This window comes from Streptomyces sp. NPDC057623, assembly GCF_042800355.1.
Lineage (GTDB): Bacteria > Actinomycetota > Actinomycetes > Streptomycetales > Streptomycetaceae > Streptomyces.
Window position 1 is genome coordinate 1 of record NZ_JBHVGZ010000083.1, and the last position, 25,799, is coordinate 25,799.

The 25,799-nt window shown below is 70.6% G+C and carries 19 protein-coding genes and 1 pseudogene; 9 read left to right on the plus strand and 11 right to left on the minus strand.

Translation table 11 applies throughout. The features are described from left to right. Positions 1–271: 271 nt before the first annotated feature. Positions 272–1,375, plus strand: coding sequence for a tryptophan 2,3-dioxygenase family protein (locus tag ACFU95_RS43890; RefSeq protein ID WP_383841008.1), 1,104 nt, complete (start codon positions 272–274; stop codon positions 1,373–1,375). Between the two features lie 38 nt (positions 1,376–1,413). Here the strand turns inward: ACFU95_RS43890 and ACFU95_RS43895 are convergent, their stop codons facing one another. The 8 genes from ACFU95_RS43895 to ACFU95_RS43930 form a co-directional block, all read right to left on the minus strand. After that, the gene (locus ACFU95_RS43895) at positions 1,414–2,715 is read right to left on the minus strand and encodes an alpha/beta fold hydrolase (protein ID WP_383841011.1); all 1,302 of its coding nucleotides are present in this window, start codon (positions 2,713–2,715) and stop codon (positions 1,414–1,416) included. A 102-nt stretch (positions 2,716–2,817) separates the two neighbouring features. Continuing rightward, positions 2,818–3,843, minus strand: coding sequence for a LacI family DNA-binding transcriptional regulator (locus ACFU95_RS43900; RefSeq protein ID WP_383841014.1), 1,026 nt, complete (start codon positions 3,841–3,843; stop codon positions 2,818–2,820). Between the two features lie 84 nt (positions 3,844–3,927). After that, positions 3,928–5,358 (minus strand): BNR repeat-containing protein, encoded by a 1,431-nt coding sequence (locus ACFU95_RS43905; protein ID WP_383841017.1) that lies wholly within the window; start codon positions 5,356–5,358, stop codon positions 3,928–3,930. 43 nt (positions 5,359–5,401) lie between these two features. Then, the gene (locus tag ACFU95_RS43910; RefSeq protein WP_217215229.1) at positions 5,402–5,722 is read right to left on the minus strand and encodes an L-rhamnose mutarotase; all 321 of its coding nucleotides are present in this window, start codon (positions 5,720–5,722) and stop codon (positions 5,402–5,404) included. Positions 5,723–5,739: 17 nt separating this feature from the next. Beyond that, entirely contained in the window at positions 5,740–6,822 is a 1,083-nt protein-coding gene (gene rhaS, locus ACFU95_RS43915) for a rhamnose ABC transporter substrate-binding protein (RefSeq protein ID WP_383841020.1), read from the minus strand. Positions 6,823–6,886: 64 nt separating this feature from the next. Then, positions 6,887–7,900, minus strand: coding sequence for an ABC transporter permease (locus ACFU95_RS43920; RefSeq protein WP_383841023.1), 1,014 nt, complete (start codon positions 7,898–7,900; stop codon positions 6,887–6,889). Continuing rightward, positions 7,893–8,933: an ABC transporter permease gene (locus ACFU95_RS43925; RefSeq protein WP_383841026.1), complete on the minus strand. Its 1,041-nt coding sequence runs from the start codon at positions 8,931–8,933 to the stop codon at positions 7,893–7,895. The genes ACFU95_RS43920 and ACFU95_RS43925 overlap by 8 nt, the downstream gene beginning before the upstream one ends. Further along, the gene (locus ACFU95_RS43930) at positions 8,930–10,447 is read right to left on the minus strand and encodes a sugar ABC transporter ATP-binding protein (RefSeq protein WP_383841029.1); all 1,518 of its coding nucleotides are present in this window, start codon (positions 10,445–10,447) and stop codon (positions 8,930–8,932) included. The genes ACFU95_RS43925 and ACFU95_RS43930 overlap by 4 nt, the downstream gene beginning before the upstream one ends. Before the next feature lie 283 nt (positions 10,448–10,730). Here ACFU95_RS43930 and rhaI point away from each other — a divergent pair, with 283 nt between their 5' ends. From rhaI to ACFU95_RS43960, 6 genes are all read left to right on the plus strand, one after another. Next, positions 10,731–11,891, plus strand: a complete 1,161-nt coding sequence (gene rhaI, locus ACFU95_RS43935; protein ID WP_383841032.1) for an L-rhamnose isomerase — start codon at positions 10,731–10,733, stop codon at positions 11,889–11,891. A gap of 141 nt (positions 11,892–12,032) precedes the next feature. Next, positions 12,033–14,072, plus strand: a complete 2,040-nt coding sequence (locus tag ACFU95_RS43940; RefSeq protein WP_383841036.1) for a bifunctional aldolase/short-chain dehydrogenase — start codon at positions 12,033–12,035, stop codon at positions 14,070–14,072. Further along, positions 14,069–15,532: a rhamnulokinase family protein gene (locus ACFU95_RS43945; RefSeq protein ID WP_383841039.1), complete on the plus strand. Its 1,464-nt coding sequence runs from the start codon at positions 14,069–14,071 to the stop codon at positions 15,530–15,532. The genes ACFU95_RS43940 and ACFU95_RS43945 overlap by 4 nt, the downstream gene beginning before the upstream one ends. An 88-nt stretch (positions 15,533–15,620) precedes the next feature. After that, positions 15,621–16,376 (plus strand): (Fe-S)-binding protein, encoded by a 756-nt coding sequence (locus tag ACFU95_RS43950; RefSeq protein WP_383841042.1) that lies wholly within the window; start codon positions 15,621–15,623, stop codon positions 16,374–16,376. Then, positions 16,373–17,851: a LutB/LldF family L-lactate oxidation iron-sulfur protein gene (locus tag ACFU95_RS43955; RefSeq protein ID WP_383841045.1), complete on the plus strand. Its 1,479-nt coding sequence runs from the start codon at positions 16,373–16,375 to the stop codon at positions 17,849–17,851. Before ACFU95_RS43950 ends, ACFU95_RS43955 begins: the two co-directional genes overlap by 4 nt. After that, positions 17,848–18,504, plus strand: coding sequence for a lactate utilization protein C (locus ACFU95_RS43960; RefSeq protein WP_383841048.1), 657 nt, complete (start codon positions 17,848–17,850; stop codon positions 18,502–18,504). The genes ACFU95_RS43955 and ACFU95_RS43960 overlap by 4 nt, the downstream gene beginning before the upstream one ends. 10 nt (positions 18,505–18,514) lie before the next feature. Here the strand turns inward: ACFU95_RS43960 and ACFU95_RS43965 are convergent, their stop codons facing one another. Further along, positions 18,515–20,053 (minus strand): FAD-dependent oxidoreductase, encoded by a 1,539-nt coding sequence (locus ACFU95_RS43965; RefSeq protein WP_383841050.1) that lies wholly within the window; start codon positions 20,051–20,053, stop codon positions 18,515–18,517. A 47-nt stretch (positions 20,054–20,100) separates the two neighbouring features. Further along, entirely contained in the window at positions 20,101–23,220 is a 3,120-nt protein-coding gene (locus ACFU95_RS43970) for a family 78 glycoside hydrolase catalytic domain (protein ID WP_383841053.1), read from the minus strand. 316 nt (positions 23,221–23,536) lie between these two features. On the opposite strand from ACFU95_RS43970, the gene ACFU95_RS43975 reads away from it, so the two are divergent. After that, positions 23,537–24,322: an ABC transporter ATP-binding protein gene (locus tag ACFU95_RS43975; protein ID WP_383841055.1), complete on the plus strand. Its 786-nt coding sequence runs from the start codon at positions 23,537–23,539 to the stop codon at positions 24,320–24,322. A gap of 3 nt (positions 24,323–24,325) precedes the next feature. Further along, positions 24,326–25,636, plus strand: coding sequence for an FtsX-like permease family protein (locus ACFU95_RS43980; RefSeq protein WP_383841058.1), 1,311 nt, complete (start codon positions 24,326–24,328; stop codon positions 25,634–25,636). A gap of 50 nt (positions 25,637–25,686) precedes the next feature. On the opposite strand, the pseudogene ACFU95_RS43985 reads toward ACFU95_RS43980, so the two are convergent. Next, positions 25,687–25,799 (minus strand): annotated as a pseudogene (locus tag ACFU95_RS43985) (TetR/AcrR family transcriptional regulator); the annotation flags it as partial.

Genomic DNA, 25,799 nt, shown 5'->3' on the forward strand with positions numbered 1-25,799 from the left:
CGACACACGGCTCCTCAGCCTGCCCACCACCAGCCACAGAAAGCGAAACGGCCCACCGACTCCGTCGGCGGACCGTCACGAAAGATCGAGGCTAGGACACGACCCGCACTCTCCCCAGTGCTTTCCGGGCGCTTGGCGCTCTTGTCAAGACCCGAATATTCGAGGCATGACGTGCGGCCCTTCGATCATGCCTAGTTGATCCCAGAACCCACAACGACACGGTTGGAGATCAGCGGCAATGAATTCTGGGGAAAATTTCGACGGAATCTCCATGGCCCGTGTGGTCACGGAACACGTACGACAGACCGGGAAGCATTTTCTGTCGGAACGCATGCTGACCGAGTTGAGCGGTATCCGAAGCAGGCATGCCATGCACTGCTCCTTTCTCGACGCGTTTCTCGAATGCCTGCTGGACAAACACGAGGGGCGCTACTGGAACCGGACCTATCTCGCGCTGCCGCTCCTGGAGCTCCTCCTGGACGACCGGCCCTCCGGGCTGAGTCCCGAGCGGCTGTCCACCCTGCTCGTGTCCGACGCCATACGCTTCGAGCTGGAGACGGCGGGCGGGTCCTCCGAGCCGCCTTCCCGCGGCCGTCCGGATCCGGTGACGCTGCGCAGGCGGCTGCGCCATGCCGTGCGTTTCGTGGGCGATGATCTCAGCGGACCGGACGCCGTCGACCTGGAGGATTTCCTCGACCGGTTGCCCAGGCCGCCGGCGACGGACGCCGGCCGGTGGTTCGACGTCACCGTCCATCCCGTGTACGTGCTGCACGACGAGTACTTCTTCATCCGCCTCCTCCAGACCCACGAAATGCTCTTCACGGCGATCTCGACCGACATACGGGCGGCGATCGGAGCGCTGCGCGCCGGGCAACTCGAATCGGGCGTGGCGCGCATAAACCACGCGACCGCGCTTTTCGAGCGCGCCGCGATACTGTTCCGAATCATCGCCACGATGCGGGCCGATCAATTCTCCACGTTCCGGCAGTTCACCCAGGGGGCCAGCGCCATTCAGTCCGAACAGTACAAGCGGTTCGAGATCCTGTGCGGCCGTCCGCCTGCCCCGCGCCTGCACTCAGCCGCCTTCGCGAGTGTGCCCGCCGTGCGGGACGAGGCGGAGAATTCCGCGCGGGACACCTTCGCCCAGACCTATCTCGATCTCCGCGGCGCGGGCGCGTTCGGCCAGGACGAGTGGAAGCTGCTCGACGCGGCGCTCGGCAGGCTGGAGGCCAGGCACCAGCGCTGGAAATCCACCCACCGCAGCATTGCCGTGCGCCTGCTCGGCGACGCGCACGGCTCCGGTTACACCGATGGCGTTCCCTATCTGACCAAATGCGTGGAGAACCGGCTGTTCTGGCAGCTCAGCACGCGATGAGCCCCGCCCGCGCCCCGATCCCCCGCCGTCCACTCCCGTCAGACCTCGTCGCGCGTCAGCGCCAGCAGCCGGTCCAGGACGCGGGGGCCGCCGGCCCGTACGCCGTCGTGCTCGAACTCGTCGGTGACCCAGGTCCGCAGACCACGGATGGCGCGGGCGGTGGCGAGGGAGTGGGCGGTGTCGACGTACATGTCGTCGTGGTAGACGGCCGCCGCGACCGGCACCTCGTTGGCGGCGAGGCGTGCCGGGTCGTACAGGGGCGTCCAGTCGGTGCGGGCGGCGAGGAGTTCGGCGGTCTCGCGCAGCGGGCGCAGCGCCGGGTCGCAGTCGAACATCCAGGGGTGGACGCTCTCCCCGGTGAACAGCACGGGGCCGTCCCCCGCGAGGGTCTTGGCCGCGTCGAACTGCGGGAACTCGGCGCGCACACGCTCGGCGGACCAGGCGGTGGGGCGGGCGTCCTGACCGTAGATCGCCTCGTGGACGAGGGCGTACAGCGGGTGGCTCGCGTGCGACAGCAGGCCCTGGACCTCCTCCTGGAAGGCGTCGGAGAGGGCCTGGCCCCGCGGGGTGCGTACGAAGGCGTCCTCCAGCAGGTAGTGCAGCCGGTGGCTGCCCTCGCTGCCGCCGAGGACGATGCCGAGGGACTGGAAGGCCTCGGCGGTCAGGCGGTAGCCGTTCGGCAGGACCACGTCGCCCGCGAGGAGGTGGTCGGCGATGCGTCGGGCGCGCTCGACGTCCTGCGGGTAGCGGGCGTAGTGCGCGGCGACCTTGCGCTCGATGCGCGGGTAGGCCGCGCGGTAGACGTCGTCGGCGTGCGCGTCGAGGGAGGGCAGGCCGCCGGTGACGACGGCGGCGGTCAGGCCCTCGGGAGCGGTGGAGAGGTAGTTGACGGTGCAGAAACCGCCGAAGCTCTGGCCGAGGACGGTCCAGGGGGCGCCTCCGGTGACGTCCCGGCGGATCGCCTCGCAGTCGCGGACGATCGAGTCGGCGCGGAAGTGCGTGAGGTACTCGGCCTGTTCGGCGGGGCCTGCGCGCAGCGGGAGCGTCTGGCGGTTGGCGGGAGTGGAGTGCCCGGTGCCGCGCTGGTCGAGGAGCAGGACGCGGTACTCCTTGAGGGCGCGGCCCAGCCAGGCGCCCTTGCCGACAAAGCGGTTGGCCCCGAAGCCTGGGCCGCCCTGGAGGTAGACCAGCCACGGCAGGTCCTGGTGCGCCTTGTCGGTGGCGACGACCTCACGGGCGTAGAGCTCGATCGACTCGCCCTTCGGGGCGTCGTGGTCGAGCGGCACGGTGAAGTGGCGGTCGGTGAGGACGACGCCGGGCTGGCGGTAACTGGCGGTCAACAGGGCTCCCGGGACGGATGGTTTTTCGGGCCGCGTCCCAGTTCAGCACATGTTCGTCCGGCGACCGAGCCCCAGGATCACGAGATCGTACTGAACGGCGGATCAGCGGGCCGACAGACTGGACCGCCGTACCACCAGCTCCGGCTGCAGGACGACCCGGCGGTGCTCGTGCCGCTTCGTCCCGGTCTCCTCCTCGGTCTCCTCCAGCAGCATCTCCGCCGCGAGGGTGCCCATGGTGACCGCGGGCTGCCGTACGGAGGTGAGGGGGACGGCCGCGGCGGCCGCGAACTCGATGTCGTCGTAGCCGACGATCGCGAGGTCGTCGGGAACCTTTGTGCCGGCCGCGTACATGGCCTGGAGGACGCCGAGGGCGAGCAGGTCGTTGGCGCAGAAGACGGCGGTCGGGCGGTCGGCGAGGCCCAGCAGGCGGGCGCCGGCGTCCCGGCCGGCGGCGACGTCGAGCCGCTCGGTGGGCAGTTCGCGCAAGTGCTCGGGGCCGAGGCCGGCCTCCTCCAGCGCGTTCAGGGCGCCGGTGCGGCGGTCGCGGACCTGGTTGAGGCCGGGCGGGCCGCTGACGTACGCGATGGAGCGGTGCCCGGCGTCGACGAGATGGCGCACGGCCAGCGCGCCGCCCGCGACGTCGTCGACGGAGACCGAGCACTCGGTGGTGCCCTCGGCGACGCGGTCGACGAGGACGAAGGGGATGTTGTGCCGCCGGAACGTCTCGATGTTGCGGCCCGTCGCGTCGGCCGGGGTCAGCAGGACGCCCCGCACCCGCTGCTCGGCGAAGAGCGACAGGTAGTCGGCCTCCTCGCTCGCGCTCTGTGCGCTGTTGCAGACCATCACGCCGAGACCGGCGTCGCGCGCGCTCCGTTCGGCACCGCGCGCCACGTCGACGAAGAAGGGGTTGCCCATGTCGAGGACGAGCAACCCCATGATCCGGCTGCGGCCCGCGCGCAGCTGGCGCGCGGACTCGCTGCGGACATACCCCAGCCGGTCTATCGCGGACTGCACGCGCGCCCGGGTCTCGGTCGCGACCGCGTCCGGGCGGTTGATGACGTTCGAGACCGTGCCGACGGACACTCCGGCGGCGCGGGCGACGTCCTTGATACCCACCGACTGGGTCATCGGGCAGGGACCTCCAGTAAGACTCGATAAGACGTGGGGCGGCGGGAAGGCACATTACCGTCATGCCGCCCACAACGGCTGTGGTCAGGCAGGAAGGCGGAAGTTGAGGTTGCGCAGCGCCGAGGGCGTCGTACCGCTGGACTTCTCCTGGTACATGATCGACAGGAAGTTGTCCTGTGCGATGCGCGTCTCGTCGATCACGACCTCGCCGAAGGCGTTGAGTCCCGTGGTGACGCCGTCGTACAGCACCGTCCAGTCCGTGTATCCGGAGGCCTTGGAGGCTCCGGCGATCCGGCAGAACGGGAAGACCGCGTACGCGTTGTCGTACTTGTCCAGGATCAGCTTGGTGCGCTGGCTGGAGTTCAGCGGGACCGGGATCTCGGTCTTCTGCCAGGTGCCGGAGGAGTTCTTGCGGACGTGGAAGGCGCGGCCGTTGGCGGTGCGGTCGGCGACGTAGTTCGTGGTGCACTGGCCGAAGCGGCCAGGGACGTAGCTGATGATCGCGTGCGGCAGGCCGGCGGAGTCGGTGAACTGGCTCTCCTGGTTCATCAGGGAGTGGTCCGCGTTGATCGCGTCGATCACCAGGCCGCTGTCGGTGACGGCGACCTTGTCGGAGCCGCCGGTGGTGCCGACGACGGCACCGGCGTTGTTGCGCCAGGTGCGGCCGCGGTCGTCGGAGTAGACGTAGCCGGTGTCGTGGTTGCTGATCCCGCCGCCGTTGCACATCACGGCGCCGTTCTGCTCACGCCAGGTGAAGAAGGAGTGCAGCCGGCCGTTCCTGTCGTAGTCGATGCCGTGCAGGTACATGTTGCGGGCGGTCGAGGAGCCGTGCTCGCTGGTGTACGTGCCGGTGGAGCTGCTCCACTCGCCGAGGTTGGTCCAGGTCGAACCGTCGTACTCGGCGAGGGCGTTGCGGCCGTTGCCGGAGATGGCGACGCGGTAGCTGAGCTGGAGCTTGCCGTCGGGGGTGGAGACGAACTGCGGGTAGGTGAACTGCGAGGTGAGCGCGAGGCCGTCCAGCGTGGACTGGGGTGCGCCGAAGCGGCTCGCGATCCAGCTGAGGCCGGCCGGGTTGTCCACGAGTCCGGCGACCGACTTGACGTAGGTGAAGCCGTCGCTGTGCGAGTCCATGTTGAGGTGGAGGCGGCCGTCGACCTTCGAGATCCCCATCGATATGACGTTGTGGGAATCGTTGTAGCGCAGGGTGTGGCCGACCTTGACCGTGGACCAGGTGCTGGAGCCGAGCGCGCGGCGGCCGACGACGGCGTTGCGGTCGGCGGTGTACCAGACCGCGTACTGGTAGCCCTTGTAGGTCAGCAGGCCGTTCTTCTGGAAGGAGTTGTTGTTGACCAGACCGTCGTACGACACGAAGAAGATGGCCTGGGTGTCGAGCGTGGTGGTACCGGTCAGGGTGAGGGACGGGCCGGGGTCGGCGGCACGGGCGGTGCCCGAGGCCAGTGCGGGGGTCATCACGGCTCCGGCGAGGGCGGCGCCCAGCAGCGTACGTCTTTTCATCTCGGGAGACTCCGTTGTCGGCGAGGTACGGGAGGGGGAGGGATCAGGCGAGGTGGAACACTTCCGTCAGCGGTTTCATGGCCTCGTCGGGCCGGGCGCCGTCCAGCGACTCGAAGAACGGCGCCATCTCCTTCTGCCAGCGGGCGTTGACCTCGGCGGCCTCCATGCCGGCCTGGGCGGCGGCGAAGTCCTCGGTCTCCAGGTAGCCGACCAGGAGGCCGTCCTCCCGCAGGAAGAGCGAGTAGTTGTGCCAGCCGGTGGCGGAGAGCGCTTCGAGCATCTCCGGCCACACGGCGGCGTGCCGCTCGCGGTACTCGTCCAGGCGGTCCTGACGGACTTTCAGCAGGAAGCACACGCGCTGCATCAACGACCCTCCGGGGTCTAGAAGTTGAACTGGTCGATGTTCTTGGCGTCGAAGACGGTCGGCTTGCCGAGGCTGATCACGCCGTCCTTGCCGATGGTGTACTCGCCCATGTCGCCGGCCTTGAAGGTCTCGCCCTCCTTGCCGGTGATCTGCCCGGAGGACAGGGCGACAGCGGTACGCGCGGCCAGCTCGCCCAGCTTCGCCGGGTCCCACAGCTCGAACGCCTCGACGGTGCCGTTCTTGACGTACTTGCGCATGTCGTTGGGGGTGCCGAGGCCGGTCAGCTTGACCTTGCCCTTGTACTTGGAGCCGGACAGGTACTGGGCGGCCGCCTTGATGCCGACGGTCGTCGGGGAGATGATCCCCTTCAGGTTCGGGTACTCCTGGAGCAGGCCCTGGGTCTGCTGGAAGGACTTCTGGGCGTCGTCGTCACCGTAGGCGACCTTGACCAGCTTGATGTCCTTGTACTTGGGGTCCTTCAGCTCCTGCTTCATGAAGTCGATCCAGACGTTCTGGTTCGTCGCCGTCTGCGCGGCGGACAGGACCGCGATCTCGCCCTTGTAGTCGATCTGCTCGGCGAGCAGCTGCACCTCGGTGCGGCCGAGGTCCTCGGCGGACGCCTGCGAGACGAAGGCGTTGCGGCAGTCGGCGGTGGTGTCGGAGTCGTAGGTGACGACCTTGATGCCGTTCTTCATGGCCTGCTTCAGCGCGGTGCACAGGGCGCCCGGGTCCTGCGCGGAGACGGCCATCGCGTCGACCTGCTGCTGGGTGAGCGTGTTGACGTAGGAGACCTGGCCGGCGGTGTCGGTCGCGCTGGACGGGCCGACCTCCTTGTAGCTGGAGCCCAGCTCCTTCAGGGCCGCCTCGCCGCCCTTGTCGGCGGAGGTGAAGTAGGGGTTGTTGACCTGCTTGGGCAGGAAGCCGACGGTCAGGCCCTTCTTCAGCTCGGCGTTCGGGTCGGCCTTGCCGCCGGTGGCGGCGGAGGCGCCCTCGCTCTTGACGTCCTCCTTGGTGGTACCGCCGCACGCGGTGACGGCCAGGGCGAGGGAGGTGACGGCCGCGAGGGCCGCGCAGGTGCGGCGGATGGATGCCTTGCGCATGGTGGGTTCCTTAACGAGGGTGAACGGGCGTGGGCTTACGAGGTCGTCCGTGGGCGCCTTGGACCTACGAGGTCGGACTGGGCGCCTTGGACACCGGCGCTGAGGCGGCTCTACGCCCTGCCCTCGCGACGGAGATCTGGCGTGCGACCCGGGGGCCGAGCACGGAGAGGACGAGCAGGACGCCGGTGACGACGATCTGCGACTGGGCGGAGACGTCCTGGAGGCTCATCACGTTCTGCAGCGCGCCGAGCAGGAAGACTCCCGCGATGGCGCCGCCCAGCGTGCCCCTGCCGCCGTCGAAGTCGATGCCGCCGAGCAGCACGGCAGCCACGACGGAGAGTTCGAGCCCTGTGGCGTTGTCGTAGCGGGCGCTGGCGTAGTGCAGCGCCCAGAAGATCCCGGTGAGGGAGGCCATCAGGCCGGTCACCGTGAACAGGATCAGCTTCTGCCGCTTGACGCGGATGCCGGCGAACCGCGCGGCCTCCTCGCTGGCGCCGGTCGCGAAGACCGACCGTCCGAACGGGGTGGCGTGCAGCGCGACCACGGCGATCGCGAGCAGGACCAGGAAGGGCAGGAGGGCGTACGGGATGAAGGTGTCGCCGATGCGTCCGGCCGCGAAGTCCAGGTACTGGGTGGGGAAGTCGGTCACCGCGTCGGAGCCGAGAATGATCTGCGCGATGCCCCGGTAGGCGGCGAGGGTGCCGATGGTGACGGCGAGGGACGGCAGTCCCAGCCTGGTCACCAGCAGACCGTTGATCAGTCCGCACACCACACCGAGCACCAGGCAGATCGGGATGATCGTCTCGATCGTCATGCCCTGATTCCACAGCGCGCCCATCACGGCACCGGAGAGACCGGCGGTGGAGGCGACCGAGAGATCGATCTCGCCCGAGACGACCAGGAGCGTCATCGGCAGGGCGATCATCGCGATCGGAAGGGTGTTTCCGATCAGGAACGACAGGTTGAGAGCGTTTCCGAAACCGTCGACCGTTGTGAAGGACAGCAGGAGCACGACGATCAGCAGCGCACCGACGACCGTGTCCCACCGGATCGCTCGGCTCAGGGAGAAGTCAGCCATGGCGGGCGTTCCTCTTCTTCAGGGCGTTGGCCACGCGCAGGGCGACGATCCGGTCGACCGCGATGGCGAGGATGAGCAGGATGCCGTTGATGGCGAGGACCCAGACGGAGCTGACGCCGAGGGCGGGCAGCACGCTGTTGATGGAGGTCAGCAGCAGCGCGCCGAGCGCCGCGCCGTAGACGCTGCCGGAGCCGCCGGTGAAGACGACGCCGCCGACCACGACCGCGCTGACGACGGTGAGTTCGTAGCCGTTGCCGGTGCCGGAGTCGACGTTGCCGAACCGGGCCAGGTACATGGCGCCCGCGAGTCCGGCGAGCGCACCGCAGAAGGTGTACGCGGCGAGGATCCGCTTGCGGACGGGGATGCCGGCGAGGCGGGCGGCCTCGGGGTTGGAGCCGAGGGCGTACAGCTCGCGGCCGCTGCCGTAGTGCTTGAGGTAGTACGCGGTCACCACCAGGACGGCGACGGCGATCAGCGCCAGCCACGGCACCGCGGAGATGCCGCCGGAGCCGAAGTCGACGAAGCCGTCGGGGAGGTCGGCCGCCGTGATCTGGCGGGAGCCGACCCAGATGGAGTCGATGCCGCGGATGATGTAGAGCGTGCCGAGGGTGACGACGAGCGCGGGCACCTGGCCGAGGCTGACGAGCAGGCCGTTCAGCAGGCCGAAGGCGACGCCCATGAGGATCGCCAGCAGCACGGCGACCACCGGGTTGCCGCCGCCCTGGAGGTAGGTGCCGGCGGCGAAGGCGCTGATGCCGAGCGTCGAGCCGACCGACAGGTCGACGTTCCGCGTGATGACGACCAGGGACTGGCCGGTGGCGACCAGGACCAGGATCGTCGCGTTCAGCAGCAGGTCCTTGATGCCCTGCTCGGTGAGGAACTGGCTGTTGCCCAGCTGGGTGACGACGATCATCACCACGAAGACGGCCAGGATGGCGAGTTCGCGCATCTTGAAGACGCGGTCGACGAGGCGGGTGCCGCTGGACTTGGGCACGTCGGTGACAGGGGCCTCGTGGGGAGTGGTCACCGTCATGCGGCGGCCCTCCCGGTTGCTGCGGCCATCACGGTTTCCTCGGTGGCTTCGGAGCGGGGGATCTCGGCGGTCAGGCGGCCCTCGTGCATCACGAGCACGCGGTCGGCCATGCCGAGGATCTCGGGCAGGTCGGAGGAGATCATCAGGACGGCCACTCCGTCCGCGGCGAGTTCGCTGAGCAGCCGGTGCACCTCGGCCTTGGTGCCGACGTCGATGCCGCGGGTGGGCTCGTCGACGATCAGCACCCTGGGGCCGGTGGCGAGCCACTTGGCGAGGACGACCTTCTGCTGGTTGCCGCCGGACAGGGTGTTCACGGTGTCGGCGATCCGCGCGTACTTGACCTGGAGCTTGACGGCCCAGTCGAGGGAGCGGCTGCGCTCGGCGCCCCGGTCCATGAGGCCGGCCCGCACGGTCGTACGAAGGCCCGTGAGGCCGATGTTGCGCTCGATGGACATGTCCATCACCAGGCCCTGGGCCCGCCGGTCCTCGGGGACGAGGGCGAGCCCGGAGGCCATGGCGGTCGACGGGGCCCCGCTGACGAGCTTGCGACCGTCCACCTCGACCTCGCCCGCGTCCCAGCGGTCGATGCCGAAGACGGCCCGTGCGACTTCGGTGCGGCCCGCGCCGACCAGGCCCGCCAGGCCGACGATCTCGCCGCGCCGTACGTCGAAGGAGACGTCGGTGAAGACGCCCTCGCGGGTCAGCCGGCGCACGCTCAGGGCGACCTCGCCCGGCTTCACGTCCTGCTTGGGGTACAGCTCGTCGAGGTCACGGCCGACCATCCGGCGGACGAGGTCGTCCTCGGTCATGCCGTCCAGCGGCTCGCTGGCGATCCAGGCACCGTCGCGCAGGGTGGTCACCCGCCGGCAGATCTGGAAGATCTCCTCCAGCCGGTGGGAGATGAACAGGACGGCGGCGCCCTGCTCGCGCAGGGTGCGCACGACTCCGAAGAGCCGGGCGACCTCGCTGCCGGTGAGGGCGGCGGTCGGCTCGTCCATGATCAGGACGCGGGCGTCGAAGGAGAGCGCCTTGGCGATCTCGACGATCTGCTGGTCGGCGATGGACAGGCCGCGCGCGGGGCGGTCGGGGTCGAGCTCGACACCCAGGCGCTGCATCAGGGCCAGGGTCGCGGCGTGCGTCGCCCTGTGGTCGATCCGGCCGAGGGCGCGCCGTGGCCGGCGGCCCATGAAGATGTTCTCGGCGATCGACAGGTCGGGGAAGAGGGTCGGCTCCTGGTAGATCACGGCGATGCCGGCGTCGCGGGCGTCACCGGGGCCGTGGAAGACGACGGGCGCACCGTCGAGCAGCACCTGGCCGGCATCCGGCCGGTGCACTCCGGCGAGCGTCTTGATCAGGGTCGACTTGCCCGCGCCGTTCTCCCCGGCGAGGGCATGCACCTCCCCGGGAAACAGCTCCAGGGAGACGTCCCGCAGGGCGCGGACCGCGCCGAAGGACTTCGAGATGTCCCTGAGCGCCAGAACCGGGGCCGGACCCGTGGTGGACGGGTGGGTCATGGGGGCTCCTCGACGACGCCGGCGGGACGGCCCTCTCGGCGTCGTGAAAGGTTTCAACTTGGTTGCCGGGACGTTAGACACGGAGCGCATGTCACGTCAATGGGTCCGTGTCGAAAAAGTTTCGATGAACAAAGGTCACGGGGGAGTCACGAGCAACAGCCTGGGCCGAGGGGGTTGACACTCCACCGGACGGCTCATACGTTCCCGTCTTGAATCGTTTCACAGCGAAGCCGTTCAGATGTCTACCGTCCGACTTCCGTCCCCGATGTCACAGGAGCCCTCAGTGACCGAGCTCGCCGCGGTGAAGGCCGCACTCAAGACCCAGGCAGTCGAAACGCCGTCATGGGCGTACGGGAACTCGGGGACGCGGTTCAAGGTGTTCGCCCAGCAGGGCGTTCCGCGTACGCCGCGGGAGAAGCTGGACGACGCGGCTCAGGTGCACGCGTTCACGGGCGTCGCGCCCACCGTCGCCCTGCACATCCCCTGGGACAGGGTCGACGACTACGCGGCGCTGGCCAAGCACGCCGAAGAACGTGGTGTGAAGCTGGGCGCGGTCAACTCCAACACCTTCCAGGACGACGACTACAAGCTGGGCAGCATCTGCCATCCGGACGCGGTGGTGCGGCGCAAGGCCGTCGATCACCTGCTGGAGTGCGTCGACATCATGGACGCGACGGGCTCCGCCGATCTGAAGCTGTGGTTCGCGGACGGGACGAACTACCCCGGGCAGGACGACCTCCGGGCGCGGCAGGACCGGCTGGCCGAAGGGCTGGCCGAGGTGTACGAGCGGCTCGGGGACGGGCAGCGGATGCTGCTGGAGTACAAGTTCTTCGAGCCGGCGTTCTACTCGACGGACGTGCCGGACTGGGGGACGGCGTACGCGCACTGTCTGAAGCTCGGCGAGAAGGCGCAGGTCGTGGTCGACACCGGGCACCATGCGCCGGGGACCAACATCGAGTTCATCGTCGCGACGCTGCTGCGGGAGGGGAAGCTCGGCGGGTTCGACTTCAACTCCCGGTTCTACGCGGATGACGACCTGATGGTGGGGGCCGCGGATCCCTTCCAGCTGTTCCGGATCATGTACGAGGTCGTGCGTGGCGGTGGGTTCTCGCCCGACGTCGCGTTCATGCTCGACCAGTGCCACAACATCGAGGCGAAGATCCCGGCGATCATCCGGTCCGTGATGAACGTGCAGGAGGCCACGGCGAAGGCGCTGCTCGTCGACCGGGAGGCATTGGCTGTGGCTCAGGCCTCGGGTGACGTGCTGGAGGCCAATGCCGTGCTGATGGACGCCTACAACACGGATGTGCGGCCGCTGCTGCGTGAGGTGCGGGAGGAAATGGGTCTCGACGGGGACCCGATTGCCGCGTACCGGCGGTCCGGGTGGGCCGAGAAGATCGTGGCTGAGCGTGTTGGTGGGGAGCAGGCCGGTTGGGGGGCGTGAGCGTCTGCCCAGATCTGTCGTACGCGGGCTGCCGGCCGGATGTGGCTGGTCGCGCCCACGCGGCGGAGCCGCATATCGGTACAGCCCCGCGCCCCTGAAAAACAGCTCCCCTCACCCTCTTCCCAGACAGGACTGAAGTTCATGGCACCCCATCCCGAAGCCGCCGCCCTCCTCGCCCGCTCCCACCGGCTCGGCGCCGACCCCCGCAACACGAACTACGCCGGCGGGAACGCGTCCGCCAAGGGCACCGACACCGACCCCGTCACCGGTGGTGACGTCGAGCTGATGTGGGTCAAGGGGTCCGGGGGTGACCTCGGCACGCTCACCGAAGGCGGGCTCGCCGTGTTGCGGCTGGACCGGATGCGGGCGCTCGTCGATGTCTATCCGGGCGTCGAGCGCGAGGACGAGATGGTCGCCGCCTTCGACTACTGCCTGCACGGTAAGGGTGGGGCGGCTCCGTCGATCGACACCGCCATGCACGGTCTCGTCGAGGCGGCGCATGTCGATCATCTGCATCCCGACTCCGGTATCGCGCTCGCCTGCGCGGCCGACGGGGAGAAGCTGACCGCCGAGTGCTTCGGGGACAGCGTGGTGTGGGTGCCGTGGCGGCGGCCCGGGTTCCAGCTCGGGCTGGACATCGCCGCGGTCAAGGAGGCGAACCCGCAGGCCGTCGGGTGCATCCTCGGCGGGCACGGGATCACCGCGTGGGGTGACACCTCCGAGGAGTGCGAGCGCAACTCGCTGCACATCATCCGCACCGCGGAGGCGTTTCTCGCCGAGCGCGGGAAGCCGGAGCCCTTCGGGCCGGTGATCGAGGGGTACGCGGCGCTCGGCGCCGTCGAGCGGCGGGAACGGGCCGCGGCCCTCGCGCCGGTCATCCGCGGCATCGCCTCCCAGGACCGGCCGCAGGTCGGTCACTTCACCGACTCCGAGGTCGTCCTCGACTTCCTCGCGAGCGCCGAGCACCCGCGGCTCGCGGCGCTGGGCACCTCCTGCCCGGACCACTTCCTGCGGACCAAGGTCCGGCCGCTCGTCCTCGACCTGCCGCCCACCGCTCCCCTGGACGAGGCCGTCGCCCGGCTCAGGGAGCTGCACTCCGAGTACCGCGCGGAGTACGCCGCCTACTACCAGCGGCACGCCCTGCCCGACTCCCCCGCCATGCGCGGCGCCGACCCGGCGATCGTGCTGATCCCCGGGGTCGGCATGTTCAGCTTCGGCAAGGACAAGCAGACCGCCCGGGTCGCGGGTGAGTTCTACGTCAACGCCGTCAACGTGATGCGCGGAGCCGAGGCCGTCTCCACCTACGCGCCCATCGAGGAGTCCGAGAAGTTCCGGATCGAGTACTGGGCGCTGGAGGAGGCCAAGCTCCAGCGGATGCCGAAGCCCAAGCCGCTCGCGACGCGGGTCGCGCTCGTGACCGGCGCCGGCAGCGGGATCGGGAAGGCCATCGCGCAGCGGCTCGTCGCCGAGGGCGCGTGTGTGGTCGTCGCCGACCTCAACGCCGAGAACGCCGCGGCCGTCGCCGAGGAGCTCGGCGGATCCGACAAGGCCGTCGCCGTGACGGTCGACGTCACGTCGGAGGAACAGATCACCGAGGCCTTCAAGGCTGCCCTGCTGGCCTTCGGCGGGGTCGACCTGGTGGTCAACAACGCCGGTATCTCCATCTCCAAGCCGCTGCTGGAGACCTCGGCCCGGGACTGGGACCTCCAGCACGACATCATGGCGCGCGGCTCCTTCCTCGTGTCGAGGGAAGCGGCGCGCGTGATGATCGCCCAGGAGCTGGGCGGTGACATCGTCTACATCGCCTCCAAGAACGCCGTCTTCGCCGGGCCCAACAACATCGCCTACTCGGCCACCAAGGCCGACCAGGCCCATCAGGTGCGGCTGCTGGCGGCCGAGCTGGGTGAGCACGGCATCCGCGTCAACGGGATCAACCCGGACGGCGTCGTGCGTGGGTCGGGCATCTTCGCCGGTGGCTGGGGGGCCAAGCGGGCCGCCGTGTACGGGGTCGATGAGGAGAAGCTGGGTGAGTTCTACGCCCAGCGCACCATCCTCAAGCGGGAGGTGCTCCCGGACCATGTCGCGAACGCCGTCTTCGCCCTGACCGGCGGGGACCTGACGCACACCACCGGGCTGCACATCCCGGTCGACGCCGGCGTCGCGGCCGCCTTCCTGCGGTGAGCGCGTCCGTGAAGTCGTACGCCGCGGTCGACCTCGGCGCGTCCAGCGGGCGCGTCATGGTCGGCCGTGTCGGCCCGGACTCGCTGGAACTGGGCGAGGCCCACCGCTTCCCGAACCGGCCGGTGCGCGTGCCGGAGGGACTGCGCTGGGACGTGCTCGGGCTGTACGCGGGGGTGCTGGACGGACTGCGGGCGGCCGGTGCCCACCGCGGTGGACAACTCGACTCCGTCGGCATCGACAGCTGGGCCGTGGACTACGGGCTGCTGGACGCCGACGGGGCACTGCTCGGCAATCCGGTGCACTACCGCGACCCCCGGACGGAGGGGGTCGCGGAGAAGGTGTGGGCGACCCTCCCGGCGGCGGAGCTGTATGCCGCCACCGGCTTGCAGTACGCCCCCTTCAACACGCTGTACCAGCTGACCGCCGCCCGGGGCTCCGCTCAACTGTCCCGCGCCGAAAGGCTGTTGCTCGTCCCGGACCTGCTGACGTACTGGCTCACCGGCGAGCAGGGCACCGAGCTCACCAACGCCTCCACCACCCAGCTGATCGACCCGCGCACGCGGGACTGGTCGTACGACGTCGCCTCGCGGCTGGGTATCGACCTGGGCCTGTTCGCGCCGCTGCGGCAGCCCGGCGACCCGGCGGGGGTGCTGCGCGGTGAGGTGCTGGAGGAGACCGGGCTGAGCGGTCCGGTGCCGGTGACGGCGGTCGGGTCGCACGACACCGCGTCCGCCGTGGCCGCCGTCCCGGCCGAGGGCGAGCGGTTCGCGTACATCTGCACCGGCACCTGGTCACTGGCGGGTCTGGAGCTGGGCGCCCCCGTGCTCACCGAGGAGAGCCGGGCCGCCAACTTCACCAATGAGCTGGGGCTGGACGGCACGGTCCGGTATCTGCGGAACATCATGGGACTGTGGCTGCTCCAGGAGTGCGTACGGGCCTGGGGCGAACCCGATCTGGGGGCGCTGCTGCTCGACGCGTCCAAGGTGCCGGCGCTGCGGTCCGTCGTGGACGCGGGGAACGCGGCGTTCCTCGCGCCGGGGCGGATGCCCGAGCGGATCGCCGAGGCGTGCCGGGCCTCCGAGCAGCCGGTGCCCGCCTCGCCCGCCGAGATCACCCGCTGCATCCTCGACTCGCTGGCCCTCGCCCACCGGCGCGCCGTCAGGGACGCCGAGCGGCTGGCGGACCATCCCGTCGACGTCGTGCACGTCGTCGGGGGCGGCACCCGAAACGCCCTGCTGTGCCAGCTGACCGCCGACGCGTGCGGGCTGCCGGTGGTGGCGGGCCCGACCGAGGCCGCCGCGCTCGGGAACGTCCTGGTCCAGGCCCGTACCCACGGGCTGGTCGGCGACCTCACCGACGGGCGGCGCCTGCTGACCCGTACGCAGCCGCTGACCCGGTACGAGCCGCGGGGGGACGCGGCGCGCTGGAGCGAGGCGGAGGCCCGGCTCACCCGAGGGTGAAACGCACCCGGCGGTGAGCGGGGTCTCCCCCGGGCCGCGTGCCCGCACTACCCTGCACTCATCCGATGATCGATCACAAGGAGCCGCGATGCGTGTCGCCCTGTTCCTGACCTGTGTCAACGACACGCTCTATCCGGACACCGGCCGCGCCGTGGTGAAACTGCTGACCAGGCTGGGCGTCGATGTCGACTTCCCGATGGCCCAGACCTGCTGCGGGCAGGCCCACTACAACACCGGCTACCGCCATGAGGCCGAGCCGCTCGCCCGGCATTTCTCCGATGTCTTCGGGGAGTACGAGGCGATCGTCACCCCGTCCGGGTCATGCGGGGCGATGGTGCGCGAGCTGTATCCGCGGATGGGTGAGCGGGCCCGCGCCGAGGGGCGCGGAGACACCCTCGCGGCGACCCTGGCACCGGTGGTGCCGAAGACGTACGAGCTGACGGAGTTCCTGGTGGACGTGCTGGGGGTGACGGACGTGGGCGCCTGGTACCCGCACAAGGTGACGTACCACCCGACCTGTCACGGCCTGCGCGGGCTGGGGCTGGCCGACCGGCCCCGGCGGCTCCTCCAGGCCGTCAAAGGGCTGGAGCTGGTGGAACTGCCGGGTGCGGAGGAGTGCTGCGGGTTCGGCGGCACCTTCGCGCTGAAGAACTCCGATGTCTCGGCGGCGATGGGTACGGACAAGGTGCGCAACGCCGAGTCGACGGGGGCCGACGTGCTGTGCGCGGCGGACAACTCCTGTCTGATGCACATCGGCGGGACGATGGCCCGGCTGCGGACGGGCCTGCGGCCGGTGCACATCGCGGAGATCCTGGCGAGCACGGAGGAGGAGCCGGCCGTATGAGCGGGACGTTCGTAGGAATGCCGGCGTTTCCGAAGGCCGCGCACGAGGCCGTGCACGACACGACCCTGCGCGGCAACCTGCGCCACGCCACGCACACCATCCGCGGCAAGCGGGCCAAGGCCGTCGCGGAGGTGTCGGACTGGGCACAGCTGCGGGAGGCCGGGAAGCGGATCAAGGACCACACGCTGCGTCACCTCGACCGCTATCTCGTGCGGTTGGAGGAGGCGGTCACGGCGGCGGGCGGCACGGTCCACTGGGCCGCGGACGCCGACGAGGCCAACCGGATCGTGGCGGACCTCGTGAAGGCGACCGGCGAGTTGGAGGTCGTCAAGGTCAAGTCGATGGCCACGCAGGAGATCGGGCTGAACGAGGCCCTGGAGGCGGAGGGCATCCGCGCCTACGAGACCGATCTCGCCGAGCTGATCGTGCAGCTGGGCAAGGACCGCCCCTCGCACATCCTCGTTCCGGCCATCCACCGCAACCGGGGCGAGATCCGCGACATCTTCCGCAACGAGATGAGCGAGTGGGGCCGGCCGGCTCCGGACGGCCTCACCGACACACCCGCCGAACTCGCCGAGGCCGCCCGGCTCCATCTCCGGGAGAAGTTCCTGCGCGCCAAGGTCGGGATCTCCGGCGCCAACTTCATGGTCGCCGAGACCGGCACGCTGGTCGTCGTGGAGTCCGAGGGCAACGGGCGGATGTGCCTGACCCTCCCCGAGACGCTGATCTCGGTCGTCGGCATCGAGAAGATCCTGCCGACCTGGCGGGACCTGGAGGTCTTCCTCCAGACACTCCCCCGCTCCTCGACCGCCGAGCGGATGAACCCGTACACGACGATGTGGACCGGTACCACGGACGGTGACGGGCCGAAGACGTTCCACCTCGTCCTGCTGGACAACGGCCGCACCGACACCCTCGCCGACGAGGTCGGCCGCCAGGCCCTGCGCTGCATCCGCTGCTCGGCCTGTCTCAACGTCTGCCCGGTGTACGAGCGGGCCGGCGGGCACGCCTACGGCTCGGTCTACCCGGGCCCGATCGGCGCCATCCTCAGCCCTCAGCTCCGGGGCGTGACCAGCGAGATCGACGCCTCGCTGCCGTACGCGTCGTCGCTGTGCGGGGCCTGCTACGAGGTGTGCCCCGTCGCCATCGACATCCCCGAGGTGCTGGTGCATCTGCGGGAGCGGGTCGTCGAGGGCGGCCAGGTGACCGCGAACGGCAACAAGGTGGTGCTGAAGCCCGCGAAGGGCCATGCCGCCGAGCGGGCCGCGATGCGGGCGGCACGCTGGGCGTTCAGCCATCCGGGCGCCCTGCGGACGGGGCAGCGGCTCGCCTCGCGCACGCGCCGCCTCCATCCGCGCTCACTGCCCGGGCCGGGCAAGGCGTGGAGCGGGACCCGGGATCTGCCGCCGGTGCCCGCGGAACCGTTCCGGGACTGGTGGCAGCGGACGAACGGCGGAAAGGACGGCGCCAAGTGAGCAGCAGGGAACGGATCCTGGGACGGGTGCGGCGCGCGCTGGCGGACGTGCCGGAGGCCGGTAACGACGACAAGGCGGCGTACGAGCGGGCGGTGCCGCGCGACTATCTGCGCGAGCACGGGGAACGGACCGTCGCCGAGACGGTCGAGTTGCTGGCCGAGAACCTGGCGGACTACCGGGCGATCGTGCACCGCTGCACCCCGGCCGATCTCGCGGCGACGCTCGCCGGGATGCTGGCGGCGCGGGGCGCGAAGACGGTGCTCGTGCCGCCGGGGCTGGAGTCCGAGTGGCTCGCGGCGACCGACGCCGAGCGGATCGAGGACCGGCCGCGGAGCACCCCGGACGAACTGGACCGGGTCGACAGCGTGGTCACGGCATGTGCGGTGGCCGTGGCCGAGACCGGCACCATCGTCCTGGACGGCTCCCCCGACCAGGGCCGCCGCCGCATCACGCTCGTCCCCGATCACCACATCTGTGTCGTAAGGGTCCCCGAGCAGGTCGTGTCGTCCGTCCCGCAGGCCCTCGAACACCTCGATCCCGCCCGCCCGTTGACGTGGATCTCCGGCCCCTCGGCGACCAGCGACATCGAGCTGGACCGGGTCGAGGGGGTGCACGGCCCGCGCACCCTGGAGGTCGTCCTGGTCGGCGACTGAGCGGGTCGGCTCAGATGTCGCGCCGCTCCAACGGCCGTACGGCGGGCCCCTGCACGACACGGCCTTCAGGGTCGAAGCGGGAGCCGTGGCACGGGCATTCCCAGGTCCGCTCCGCGCGGTTGAACGCGACCAGGCAGCCCAGGTGCGTGCACTTCGCGGAGACGGCGTGGAGGTCGCCGTCCTCGTCGCGGTGGACGGCGCAGCGCTTGCCGGAGACGTGGACGACGGCGCCGTCGCCGGGGGCGATGTCGTCCACCGAGCCGGCCGACGGGCCCGGCAGGTGCTGGATCCGGTCGCCGACGAAGTGGCGGGCCACGTCGGACTGGTGCTTGACGAAGTCCTTGCCCTCGCGGACGACGGACATCACCCGGCGCGGGTCGTACAGCTCGCTCCACGGGTTCTCGCGGCCGGTGACCAGGTCGCACAGGAGACGGCCCGCCATGATGCCGCCGCTGAGTCCCCAGCCGCCGAAGCCGGTCGCTACGTGGACATGCCGGCTCGCGGGGTGCAGGGGGCCGACGAGCGGTACGGAGTCGGTGGAGTCGTTGTCCTGCGTGGCCCACCGGTGGGTGAAGGTGAGTTCCCCGAAGCGGTCCGTCGCCCAGTCGGCCAGGGCCGCGAAGCGCGCCTCGACGTCGACGCCCGTGCCCGGGGTGAAGTGCTCGCCGGTGACGACGAGCAGGCGGTGGCCGTCCGCGTAGGGTGCCGTGCGCACCGAGCGGGTGTTCTGTCCGGGGGTGATGTACATGCCCCTCGGGGCGGCGACCGCGTCGATGGGGGCGGCGACGACGAGTTCCCTCCGCGTCGAGAGGCGGGTGAACAGCAGCGCCCGGTCGAAGATCGGGTAGTGGGTGGCGACCACGACGGTCCCGGCCCTCACCTTCACCCCGTCCTCGGTCGTCAGCACACAGGGGTCGCCCTCGGACAGTCCCACCACGCGCGTGTGCTCGTGCACCTGGCCGCCGTGGCGCTCGAGATCGGCGACCAGCCCCAGCAGGTACTGGCGGGGATGGAACTGCGCCTGGCCCTCGACGCGGACGGCGCCCGCCACCGGATAGGGCAGGTCGGTGTCGGTCAGGTACTCGGCGGTCAGGCCCGCCTCCCGGGCCGCGTCGGCCTCGGCCCGCAGTTCGTCGGTGCGGTCGCCGTCCTCGGTGTAGGTGTAGGCCGCCGTCTCCTCCCAGTCGCAGTCGATGCCGAGTTCGTCCGCGACCTCGGCGGCATGCCGGATCGCGTCCGTCTGCGAGGTGGCGTACAGGCGGGCGCCGTCCTTGCCGCGGGTGCGGCGGAGCCGGTCGTAGATCAGGGTGTGCTGGGCGGTGAGCTTCGCGGTGGTGTGCCCGGTGACGCCGGCGGCGATCCGGTCCGCCTCCAGCAGGGCGACGCGGCGCCCCCGCCGGGCCAGCTCCCAGGCGGTGGCGATCCCGGCGATGCCCGCACCCACGACGGCGACGTCGGTCGTGAGGTCGCCGTCCGGCGGGGGTGCGAGGTCGCCGGGCGGCGCCGTCTCGATCCAGTACGAGGCGTGGGTGCGGGTCGGCTCGTCCATGCCGGCCGGGTTCCCCGGCCCGGCTCCGTCACACGGGGGACCGCAGGTCAGCCGAGGGCGGCGGTCACCTGGTAGCGGCCGGAAGGCAGCCGGTAGCTCGCGGTCCCGCCCTCGAAGCCCAGGTGGTCCACGCCCGGCACCCGGGAAAGGGGTGTCCGGCCCTCACGGACCGTGGCCGGGTCCGCGGTGGGGATGCGCAGGGTCGCCGTACTGTTCGCGGGGACCGCGGCCCGGTAGGTCAGCTTCCGGCCGTCCGTCCGCCACTCGCTGACGATCTCGCCGTACGGCGAGAGATGCGAGCCCGCGACCTGGGTGACCCGTCCGGTGGGGTCGGGGTGCGGGCGCAGGAAGAAGTGCCGGAATCCCGGGTGGGCCGGGTCCTTGGCGATGCCCGCCATGCTCTCGTACATCCACTCCATGATCGCGCCGTAGGAGTAGTGGTTGAACGAGTTCATGTCGACCGGACCGAAGCCGTCCTCCTTCGAGTACGAGTTCCAGCGCTCCCAGACGGTGGTGGCGCCGTTGCGCACCGAGTACAGCCAGGACGGCATGGCGTCCTGGTGGAGCAGCCGGTACGCCAGGTCGACGCGGCCCTCGTCGGTGAGGACGGGAGCGAGGACGTTCACGCCGAGGAACCCGACGGAGAGGGTGTTCTCCCCGTACTTCACGCGGGTGCTGTCGGGGTGGGCCTGCTTGTACGCCTCGTCGTTGCCGATGTTGTCGGCGAGGAGCGCGACCAGTTGGCGGCGCTGGGCCTCGGTGTCGTAGAAGCCGAGTTTGAGGACCCACAGCAGGGCGGTCTGGCTGTCGTCCTCCGTTCTGCCGCCGGTCGGCGGAGCGTCACCGAGGCTGGAGCGGACCCTCACGCGTCCGCTCGCGTCGGTGGCCAGGTACTTGGTGACGAACGCCCGCTTGATGTGGGCGAAGAGGTCGTCGTAGGCGCGGGCTTCGGCGGTGCGGCCGGTGGCGCGGGCCATGTCGGCCATCAGCCGGGCGCTGTAGCCGTAGTAGGCGTCGCTGATGAGCTGGGTGCTGGTGTCCTGGAAGGCCAGCCAGTCGCCGAAGATCGCGCCCTGTCCGGCGTAGCTGTCTCCGGTGCGCTCGCGGATCCAGTCCATGTACGTGGTCATGGCCGCCCAGCTGCGGTCGACGAGCGTGGTGTCGCCCGACATCTGCCACACCGTCCAGGGCACGACGACCCCGCAGTCCGCCCAACCGCTCGCGGGAATGGGCTGGTTGTAGCGGGAGCCGGGTGCCACCCAGGTGAACTGCGCGCCGTCCTGTCCGTACGTCTTCTGCGAGTCGATGAGGGTGTCCTCGAAGTGGCTGAGGAAGTTCACGGCGTCGGCGTTGTAGAGGCCGGTCTGGGAGAAGAGCTGGGTGTCGCCGGTCCAGCCGAGGCGTTCGTCGCGCTGGGGGCAGTCGGTCGGGACCCACAGGTAGTTGCCGCGCTGGCCCCAACGGACGTTGCTGATCAGCTGGTTGACGTCGGCGTCGTCGGTCGTGACGGTGCCGATGTCACGCAGGGCGGAGGTCGCGACCCGGCCGGTGAAGCGGGTGAGGGTGACGGTCTCGGTCGTGGTGAGGGACACGTAGCGGAAGCCGTAGAAGGTCAGCGAGTCCTCGTGCGTCTCGCCGTCGGGGTCGCCCTTGAGGACGTAGGTGCTGGTGGCCTTGGCGGTGCGGAGGTTGGCGCGGTAGACCGAGCCGACGGGGCCGTCCGCGCCCGCGCTGTCGTCGTTGAGCATCTCCCCCGGCCTGAGTTCGACTCGGGCGCCGCTCGGGCCGCGCAGGGTGTAGCGGGGCACACCGACCATGTTCTGGCCGAGGTCGATCACGGCCGTTTCGCCGGGGCTCAGGGTCACGGCTGCGGTGGCCGCCGAGCCCGGGTCGGTGACCGTGCGGGCGGGGTCGACGACGATACGGCCCTTGCCGTTGGGGCTGCCCTCCTGGCCGGTGACACCGGTGTAGACGGTGACGGAGTGCGGCCTGCGATCCCATCGCGGCACCAGACGGGCGCTCTCGCCGGGATGGGCGACCAGCTTCGCGTCGGGGAACCTGGAGCTGAAGTCGTGCTCGCTCACGCCGGCCCAGCCGGAGGCGTCGAAGCCGGACGCCGTCCAGCCCGGCAGTTCCTCGCGCGCGTCGTAGGTCTGGCCGTCGTAGATGTCGTCGGCGCGGTAGGGGCCGGTGTCCGTGGCCTTCCAGTCGTCGCCGGGTGCGGTGACGATCGTCTGCTCGGATCCGTCGGCGTAGCGGACGAGGAGCTTGGCCTTGAGGGCCAGGGGGTTGCCGTCGGCGGAGTAGTAGGCGCTGTTCTCGGAGACCCGGCCGTTGTACCAGCCGTTGCCGAGCACGGCGGCGAGGGTGACCTGCCCTCGGTGCCGCTCCCCCGCGACCAGGTCCGTGACGTCGTAGGTGAAGTAGTTGACGGTGCTGTCGTAGTTGGTCCAGCCGGGGGCCAGCAGCTCATGGGTGGTGCCGCCGTCCTGCGGTACGGCGACCCGGTGGCCGTTGACGTGGGCCTCGTACACGCCGAGGGCGGAGATGTAGAGCCGGGCGGCGCGTACGTGACGCCCTGTCAGGCGGGTCTGGTGGCGCAGGAGGGGGGCGCCGGGGGTGTGGGGCCGCTTGCCCGCCATGGTGATCCACCGGGCGCCGTCCCAGCCGGCGGTGCCGTCGGTGCTGAGCAGGCCGGTCTCGAAGTGGGCGGTCGGGGAGGCGGGGACGGCACGGCCGCTCTCGTCCCAGACCGTCACCGTCCAGTGGTAGCGGGTGGCGGCGTGCAGGGCGGGGCCGTCGTAGCGCACGGCGACGGAGTCCGGTGAGGTGACGCGGCCGCTGTTCCAGACGTCCGCCCGGGAGGGGGTCAGGCGGTCGGGTGCGGTCGCGACCAGGATCCGGTACGCCGACTGGCGGCGGCCCCGCACCGAGGACGCCGTGCGCCACCCCAGCCGCGGCCGGGCGGCGTCCACGCCGAGGGGGTTGGTTCTGTGTTCGGCCGTCAGGCCCTCGACCGCGGTGCGGGCGGAGGCCGGTGCGGCGGCCGCGGGGCCGCCTGCGCTGATCCCGCCCGCCACGGCCAGGGGCGCCGCGCCGAGTGCCGTGGTGAGCACGGTCCTGCGGCGCACCCCTTTGCCGGTCGTGCCGTCGACTCCGTCGTTCATGCCGTTGTCCCTTCGGCTGGATTCGGAGTTGTATCGATTCAGCTCGAACGTCGGTTGAAGCTAGTGGCGGAAGTGACGGGTGTCCATGGGCTGATCGGGACAAATACCGTGCAGATTCCAACAGAAGTCCCCAGTCGCGAGGGGCTGGATTGAAACAGTTCAAAACCGGAACGGCCTCTTCCTTCCTGAGCGCCCCCGTCGGGAGGTGTCGCCAAGTACACCCGGCGATACGGGCTCTGCGCCCCATGTGGTCAAGTCGCCGTCTCCGTAGCTTCTTCGGTAGGGCACAGGGAGTGCCGGACGGAGAGTGATGACGATGTTTCGCACAGGCTCGCGGCGTACGCACGACAAGGGACCCGCCGCCGAGGCGCTCCGGCTGGTCAGGGTCACCAGGACCTACGGCGCGCAGGACAGTGCCGTGACCGCGCTGGACGGGGTCACGCTCGGTCTGGGGCGGGGCACGTTCACCGCGGTGATGGGGCCGTCGGGTTCCGGCAAGTCCACGCTGCTGCACTGCGCGGCGGGTCTCGACCGGCCCGACAGCGGCATCGTGTGCGTGGACGGAACCGAGCTGACCGCCGGCGGCGAGGCCGAGCGGACGAAGTTCCGGCGCGGGCGGATCGGGTTCGTGTTCCAGCAGTACAACCTGCTGGAGACGCTGACGGTCGCGCAGAACACGGTGCTGCCGCTCAAGTTGGCCGGACAGCGCGTGGATCGCGAGCGGGTCCGGGAGGTGCTGGCGTCCGTCGGCCTGGGCGACCGGCTCGGGCACCGGCCCGGCCGGCTGTCCGGCGGTCAGCGGCAGCGCGTGGCCATCGCCCGCGCGCTGGTGACGGAGCCTCGGGTGATCTTCGCGGACGAGCCGACGGGCGCCCTGGACACGCGCAGCGCCCGCGATGTGCTGCGACTGCTCCAGCAGGCGGTGCGGGTGCACGGCCGGACCGTGGTGATGGTGACCCATGACCCGGTCGCCGCCTCGTACGCGGACTCGGTGCTGTTCCTGGCGGACGGCCGGCTGGCGGGCCGGATGGACGCGCCGACGGCGGACGCGGTGGCCGAACGCCTCGCGCACCTGGGCGACAACGTGGCGATGGAGGTGTGAGCGATGTTCCTGCTGGCCATACGGTCGATCCGGCACCGCCCCGGGCGGTTCCTCGCGACGCTGCTGTCCGCGTTCCTGGGCGCGGCGATCATCATGACGTTCAACTCGATGCACGACACGGCGGCGCAGGACGGCGTCGACCCGACCAGCGCGGAGACGCTGTCCACCGCGGCGGGCGTCGTCGGCGGCTACGGCACCCTGCTGGTGTTCTTCGCCGTGGCCTCGGCGCTGACGGTCAACGTCCGGCAACGCGCGGCCGAGTTGGAGCTGTTGCGCTGCTCGGGGGCGACTCCGGCGCAGCTCAAGCGGATGGTGGTCGGCGAGGCGGTGGTCGTGGCCCTGGTGGGCGCGGCGCTGGCGATCGGCCCGGCGATGCTGGGCGGCCGGGCGCTGCTGGAGGTGTTCCAGGACAGCGGCCAGGTGGCCGAGTCCGTCGCCCCCTCCTTCGGCCCGATCGCGTTCATGACGGGCATCGACATCACGCTGCTCGCGTCGGCGGGTGCCGCCTTCCTCGCCGTGCGGCGGGCGACGCGCGGGCATGAACGGCGGGGCGGGGCACGCAAGTTCCTCGCGTACGCCGCGCTGGTCGCCGGGGCGGCGTCGGCCTCCTCCACCTTCGTGTTCTCGGCGACGGACTCGGCCCTGATGGCACCGCCGGCCTATGGGGCGATCCTGCTGTCGGTGGGGTTCGCGCTGCTGGCGCCGCGGTTGCTGGAAGCCGTCCTGGACCGGCTGCCGCTGAACGGGGCGAGTGGCTGGCTCGCGGTACGGAACCTGCGGGAGCGGGCCGGTCAGCTGGCCGGGATCCTGATGTCGCTGATCCTGTTCACGGCGGTGCCCACGGCCACGCTCACCATGCAGGCGGTGGAGAGCGACGCCATGGCGGCCTCGGGTCTGACGAAGTCGGTCGAGGCCAAGAACCTGGAGACGCTCAACTTCACGGTCGTCGGCATCATCGTGGTGTTCGTCTGCGTGATGCTGGTCAACTCGCTGTATGCCGCGACGAGTTACCGCGTCCGGGAGTTCGGCCAGCAGCGCCTGGCGGGGGCGACCCCGGGGCAGGTGCTCGGGACGGTGGGCGCCGAGGGGCTCATCCTGACGGTCACGGGGGTCTTCTTCGGCACGCTGGCCGCGCTGGCGGGGGTCGTTCCCTTCACCGTGGTCCGCACCGACGAGGTACTGCCGGGCGAGGTCTACGGCATCGGGATCACGGTGGCCGCCGTCGCGGCGGCGGTGACGCTGGGCACGAGCCTGGCCACGGCCCGGCGGACGCTGCGCACTCCGGCGGTCGGGGCGCTCGCGGTGGCGAGCTGAGGGACGACCGGGACGGCGGGGACGGCGGGGCGGCTGCTGCGGCGGCCGCCCTTCAGCTCGACCAGTGCGGCGAGGTAGGGACAGCCGCGGTAGGCGGGCTCGGCGGACGCCTTCTCCAGCCGTTCGAAGACGTGCGGGATCCGCTCGCGGGGCGTGCCGAGCG

What these genes read in the sequence shown, in the direction of transcription:
- ACFU95_RS43890 (WP_383841008.1), top strand. Translation starts at nt 272, where the DNA reads ATGGCCCGTGTGGTCACGGAACACGTACGACAGACCGGGAAGCATTTT.
- ACFU95_RS43900 (WP_383841014.1), bottom strand. Translation starts at nt 3,843, where the DNA reads ATGACCCAGTCGGTGGGTATCAAGGACGTCGCCCGCGCCGCCGGAGTG.
- ACFU95_RS43905 (WP_383841017.1), bottom strand. Translation starts at nt 5,358, where the DNA reads ATGAAAAGACGTACGCTGCTGGGCGCCGCCCTCGCCGGAGCCGTGATG.
- ACFU95_RS43910 (WP_217215229.1), bottom strand. Translation starts at nt 5,722, where the DNA reads ATGCAGCGCGTGTGCTTCCTGCTGAAAGTCCGTCAGGACCGCCTGGAC.
- rhaS (WP_383841020.1), bottom strand. Translation starts at nt 6,822, where the DNA reads ATGCGCAAGGCATCCATCCGCCGCACCTGCGCGGCCCTCGCGGCCGTC.
- ACFU95_RS43920 (WP_383841023.1), bottom strand. Translation starts at nt 7,900, where the DNA reads ATGGCTGACTTCTCCCTGAGCCGAGCGATCCGGTGGGACACGGTCGTC.
- ACFU95_RS43925 (WP_383841026.1), bottom strand. Translation starts at nt 8,933, where the DNA reads ATGACGGTGACCACTCCCCACGAGGCCCCTGTCACCGACGTGCCCAAG.
- ACFU95_RS43930 (WP_383841029.1), bottom strand. Translation starts at nt 10,447, where the DNA reads ATGACCCACCCGTCCACCACGGGTCCGGCCCCGGTTCTGGCGCTCAGG.
- ACFU95_RS43940 (WP_383841036.1), top strand. Translation starts at nt 12,033, where the DNA reads ATGGCACCCCATCCCGAAGCCGCCGCCCTCCTCGCCCGCTCCCACCGG.
- ACFU95_RS43950 (WP_383841042.1), top strand. Translation starts at nt 15,621, where the DNA reads ATGCGTGTCGCCCTGTTCCTGACCTGTGTCAACGACACGCTCTATCCG.
- ACFU95_RS43955 (WP_383841045.1), top strand. Translation starts at nt 16,373, where the DNA reads ATGAGCGGGACGTTCGTAGGAATGCCGGCGTTTCCGAAGGCCGCGCAC.
- ACFU95_RS43965 (WP_383841050.1), bottom strand. Translation starts at nt 20,053, where the DNA reads ATGGACGAGCCGACCCGCACCCACGCCTCGTACTGGATCGAGACGGCG.
- ACFU95_RS43970 (WP_383841053.1), bottom strand. Translation starts at nt 23,220, where the DNA reads ATGAACGACGGAGTCGACGGCACGACCGGCAAAGGGGTGCGCCGCAGG.
- ACFU95_RS43975 (WP_383841055.1), top strand. Translation starts at nt 23,537, where the DNA reads ATGTTTCGCACAGGCTCGCGGCGTACGCACGACAAGGGACCCGCCGCC.
- ACFU95_RS43980 (WP_383841058.1), top strand. Translation starts at nt 24,326, where the DNA reads ATGTTCCTGCTGGCCATACGGTCGATCCGGCACCGCCCCGGGCGGTTC.